We start from the raw sequence: 4,772 nt of genomic DNA, 5'->3' as shown, positions 1-4,772 counted from the left end.
TACTGCCGTGCGCGATCGGATACGTCGAACAGAGACATTCGAACTCCTCGTGCAGTTGGGGTCAGGACGGCTGGGCGAGGAGCGAGGCCTGGTAGCGGCGCATTCCCCGGATCCATCGGTCGTAGTCGGCGCCCTTGTGCCGGTACATCTCCAGCACTTCGGGATGCGGAAGGATCAGGAATTGCTCGGCTTCCATTGCGGCGAGTACGCATTCGGCCACCTCGGAGGGTTCGAGCACCGAACCCGCGGTGGTGACGGCACGTGCCGCGGTCGCCGACAGGGCGGCGTCGTCGGTCAGCAATTTGGTGTTGACGCCCATGGGGCACAGGCAGCTGACCCGGACACCCTTGTCGCCGTAGGTGACGGACAGCCATTCGGCGAATCCGACGGCGGCATGCTTGGTCACCGAGTAGGGAGCGGAGCCGATCTGGGTGAGCAGGCCGGCGGCCGAGGCCGTGCTGACGAAGTACCCCTCCCCACGCTCGATCCATCCGGGAATCAGGCGGCGTGCCGCCCGGATGTGTGCACGGACGTTCACGTCGAGAGCGAGGTCCCACACGGCGTCGTCGGATTCGAGTTCGTCGCCCGCCGCGACACCCGCGTTGGCGAAGTAGAGGTCGACGGGCCCGAAAGCCTTCTCCGCCGTCTCGATGACCGACGCGATCTGTGCGTCGTCGGAAACGTCGGCCTGCACCGCCAGCGCGGCGCCGGGATGGTCGGCATCGCCCCGGACGATCTCGTCCAACCCGGTGGCGTCGAGGTCGGTGACGACGACCTTCGCGCCGGCCGCGGCGAGTTTCCGCGCGAGAGCACTGCCTATTCCGCCCCCACCACCAGTGACGATGGCGACCTTCTGAGCAACGTGCACGAGATTCCTCCCTCGCGGGGACACGGACGTGACCCCAGTCTTCCACAGAAATCACCTGAATCCGGTGTCGGATTCAGTTTGATGGACCTGGGCGTCCCGCGCTCCCGCTACCGGGTAGAGCTCAGCCCCGCTCGGGGAATCGCAGCCCGTTCGCCCAGATACGCGTCGTCGTGAACACGACGTCGTCGAAGTCGACGGGAGTGCCGTCGTCCCCGTTCGTGTTGGCCACGAATACGTTGTACGCGAGCCGGCTGACCATCCCCGACAGCGCGCGCGACGCCAGCATCGGGTCCAGCTCCCTGTCGGCGATGCCCCGCGCCTGCAGCTCCGCGATGCCCCGCGCATTGCGCGCGATGAACGCGTCGGCCCGCTGACGGCGCAGGTCCGCGAATGCCGGGTCGATGTGTGCCACCTGCTCGAGCAGGCCCATCAGCTTGGCGTTGCGCCGGTACGCCTCCAGGTAGGCGCGGTTGCTCGCCTCCAGAACCGCATAGGGGTCGTCGGTGTCCTGCACCCGCTTCATGCCTGGGTGCATCATGTCTTCCTGCGCCACCTCGAGGACGGCGGCGAACACCTGCTCCTTGTTGTCGAAGTAGGTGTAGAACGACCCCGTCGAGCAGTTGGCTTCCTTGGTGATGTCGGTGAGCCGGGCATCGAGGTACCCGGACCGCTCGAATACCGTCCGCGCAGCCGCCACCAACGCCGCGCGCGTCCGTGCACCGCGAGGGGTCGCCGGCGGCTCCCGCAACAGATCGGTGGCCGCCATCGACGGGGCGGGCTGATCGTCCCACTCTTCATGGACGGTGCGCGTGGTCATTTCCTACTTATACGCCAGCACCGCAGCCCCGCCCAACCCGACGCTCAGGTGATGGTGATGCCACCGTCCACCGCGATCGTCTGCCCCGTCACGTACGCGGCGGCGTCCGACGCGAGCCAGACCACGGTCGCGGCCAGCTCCTCAGGGTCCCCGAGGCGGCCGAGAACCAGACGCGACTTCATCGATTCGAGATACCCGTCCTGGTACTGATCCGTCATCTCCGACTCGAAGAAGCCGGGAGCGATCGCATTCACCCGGATGCCCTTGCGGGCACCCCACTGCTGCGCCAGGTCGCGGGTCAGACCGATCACGCCGGCCTTGCTCGCGGCGTACGCGGCCTGCGGAAGTCCCGCGGTGGTGATGCCGAGCACGCTCGCGATGTTCACGATCGCGCTGCCCGGCTTCATGACCTTGCCTGCCGCCTGCGCCGCCCAGTACGAACCGTTCAGATTGATGTCGACGACCTGCCGGAACTGCTCCGGCGTCTCCCGCGTCGCGGGGACGGCCGTACCGACGCCGGCGTTGTTGACGAGCACGTCCACCCGGCCGAACTTCTCCATGGCCGCGTCGATCATGTTCTGCGCCTGAGCCGGGTCGGCGATGTCCGTCGCGACGCACAGCGCCTGACGTCCCGCGGCCCGCACCAGCTCCGCGGTCTTCTCGAGACGGTCGGTGCGGCGTGCGGCCAGCACCACGTCGGCGCCGGCTTCCGCCGCTGCCTGCGCGAACGCAACCCCGAGGCCCGACGACGCACCGGTCACGACGACCACCCGGTCGGTCAAGCTGAACTTGTCGAGAACGGACATACGAAGCGACTCCTTTGTCGTCGGGCTACGGGGTACGAGCTCAGAGGCCGAGGTCGCGGCCGATCAGTTCCTTCATGATCTCGTTGGAACCGGCCCAGATCTTGGTGACACGCGCATCCATCCACGCACGGGCAGCACGGTACTCGGTCATGAAGCCATAGCCGCCGTGCAGCTGCACGCAGTGGTCGAGGACCTCGTTCTGCACCTGAGCGGTCCACCACTTGGCCTTGGCGGCGTCCACTGCCGTGAGCTCGCCGTCGGCGTGGGCGGCGACGCAGTTGTCGACGTACGCCTGGGTGACCTCCACGCGGGTGACGAGGTCGGCGAGCAGGAACTTGTTCCACTGCAGCGAGCCGATGGGCTGCCCGAATGCCTTGCGGTCCTTCGCGTACTGGATCGTCTCCTCGAGGATCGGCGCAGCGTGCGCGATGTTCGAGACGGCGGCGCCGACACGCTCCTGCGGCAGCATCTCCATCATGTGGATGAAGCCGCGGTCGATCTCGCCGATGATGTTCGTCGACGGCACGCGCACGTTCTCGAAGAACAGCTCGGCGGTGTCGGACTCGTGCTGGCCGACCTTGTCGAGCTTGCGTCCGCGCTCGAAGCCCTCCATGCCCGTCTCGACGGCGAACAGGGTGATGCCCTTGGACTTCTTCTCGAGGCTGGTGCGCGCCGCGACGATCACCAGGTCGGCGTTGTAGCCGTTGGTGATGAACGTCTTGGAACCGTTGATGATCCAGTCGTCGCCGTCCTTGACCGCGGTGGTCTTGAGCGAGGCGAGGTCGGAACCGCCGGAGGGCTCGGTCATGCCGATCGCGGTGAGCAGTTCGCCGGTGCAGAACTTGGGCAGCCACCGCTGCTTCTGCTCCTCGGTCGTGAGCTGCACGAGGTACGGAGCGACGACGTCGGCGTGGATGCCGAAGCTCGACGACACGGCGGCACTCGCCCGCGAAAGTTCCTCGGCGAGAACTGCATTGAACCGGTAGTCACCGGCCTCGCTTCCGCCGTACGCCTCGGGAACCTCGAGTCCCAGGAATCCGTTGCGACCGGCCTCGAGCCAGATCTCCCGGTCGATGAAGCGCTGCGCGATGAGCTTGTCGGCCACCGGCAGGAGGTTGCGGTTCACGAACTCCCGGGCCGATTCGCGGAATGCCTCGTGATCGGGGCCGTACAGGGTGCGTCGCATGACCGCTCCTTCTGGATGTCGAGCTTTGACTGGTTCACGCTTCGGGCATGTAAGCGTGTGCTTATTTTCTAAGCGCTTGCTTATACTGATGGTGCGGCGCGGTATTGTCAACAGCCGCGCAGCCGAGGATGGAGAAAGACATGAGCGAATCACCCAGCCAGGTGATCAGCCCGTCCAAGGCTGCCGCCCGCATCCGAGCCGCAGCCGTCGACGCGTTCGCGACCAGCGGTTACGGCGGCACCACCACCCGCGAGATCGCCGCCCGCCTCGACATGAGCCCCGCCGCGATGTACCCGCACTACCGATCCAAGGAAGAGCTGCTCTTCGCGATCAGTTACGAAGGCCACACCGCGGCGCTCGACGTTGTCGTAAGTGCAGACCTCCCCGACGAGGCACCCTCGACGAGACTGCAAGCGCTGATCGGCGCATTCGCGAGCTGGCAGGCCACCCACCACGCACAGGCTCGCGTCGTGCAGTACGAACTCAACGCCCTCACGCCCGAGCACTACCGCGACGTGGTCAAATTGCGCCGCGACATCACCCACATCGTCCGTGCCGTCGTCGACGCCGGGGCCGCATCGGGCGAATTCACGGTGCCCGACGGCGAAGGCGTCACCCTCGCGCTTATGTCACTGTGCGTCGACATCTGCCGCTGGTTCCCGGCCGGCGCATACACCGAACCGGAGGCCGTCGCGAACCTCTACTCCGACCTCGCCATGCGCCTGGTGGGTGCCGGTTAGGTTAGGTATTGCCGACGTCCCGCAGTGTCGACTAAGCGGACTGCACAAAATCGAGATCTACATCCCTACCGGACGCCGGTACCGATCAACGGCACCACCACTGCCATTCCACGAGGTTCGGACGAGTTCACCGGTCGAGCGCATCCTGATCGGATACATCCACGCCGCCTGAACAGCGGGCTTCGCGCCAGACCGGGTGACAAACCCTGCGGTAGCAACTCCGCACGCGGCCATGGGGGTTGGAAGCAGTTCGCGCATACAGGTAGAAGTATGCCCTTCTGTGTAGGAATGTTCCGGTGAATGTTGAAGGAGTGGGCGGATGGGGCAGGGGCTTTTCCGCTGGCCTGCCATCAAC

5 protein-coding genes are annotated in these 4,772 nt (G+C 66.1%); 1 reads left to right on the top strand and 4 read right to left on the bottom strand.

The window, feature by feature from the left end:
* Positions 1 to 61: 61 nt before the first annotated feature.
* The 4 genes from RJ1_RS44410 to RJ1_RS44395 form a co-directional block, all read right to left on the bottom strand.
* Positions 62 to 868: an SDR family oxidoreductase gene (locus RJ1_RS44410; RefSeq protein ID WP_073371053.1), complete on the bottom strand. Its 807-nt coding sequence runs from the start codon at positions 866 to 868 to the stop codon at positions 62 to 64.
* A gap of 121 nt (positions 869 to 989) precedes the next feature.
* Positions 990 to 1,685, bottom strand: a complete 696-nt coding sequence (locus RJ1_RS44405; RefSeq protein WP_073371051.1) for a TetR/AcrR family transcriptional regulator — start codon at positions 1,683 to 1,685, stop codon at positions 990 to 992.
* A 44-nt stretch (positions 1,686 to 1,729) separates the two neighbouring features.
* Positions 1,730 to 2,491 carry an SDR family NAD(P)-dependent oxidoreductase gene (locus RJ1_RS44400; RefSeq protein WP_073371048.1) on the bottom strand — a complete coding sequence of 254 codons (762 nt, stop codon included), beginning with the start codon at positions 2,489 to 2,491 and terminating at the stop codon, positions 1,730 to 1,732.
* Positions 2,492 to 2,531: 40 nt separating this feature from the next.
* Positions 2,532 to 3,677 carry an acyl-CoA dehydrogenase family protein gene (locus RJ1_RS44395; RefSeq protein ID WP_073371045.1) on the bottom strand — a complete coding sequence of 382 codons (1,146 nt, stop codon included), beginning with the start codon at positions 3,675 to 3,677 and terminating at the stop codon, positions 2,532 to 2,534.
* A 140-nt stretch (positions 3,678 to 3,817) separates the two neighbouring features.
* Here RJ1_RS44395 and RJ1_RS44390 point away from each other — a divergent pair, with 140 nt between their 5' ends.
* Positions 3,818 to 4,417, top strand: coding sequence for a TetR/AcrR family transcriptional regulator (locus tag RJ1_RS44390; protein ID WP_073371042.1), 600 nt, complete (start codon positions 3,818 to 3,820; stop codon positions 4,415 to 4,417).
* Positions 4,418 to 4,772 lie beyond the last annotated feature (355 nt).

This window comes from Rhodococcus jostii NBRC 16295 (genome assembly GCF_001894825.1).
Lineage (GTDB): Bacteria > Actinomycetota > Actinomycetes > Mycobacteriales > Mycobacteriaceae > Rhodococcus_F > Rhodococcus_F jostii.
Note: the sequence above shows the minus strand (reverse complement) of the source record. Positions and strands in the feature narration are given on the sequence as shown.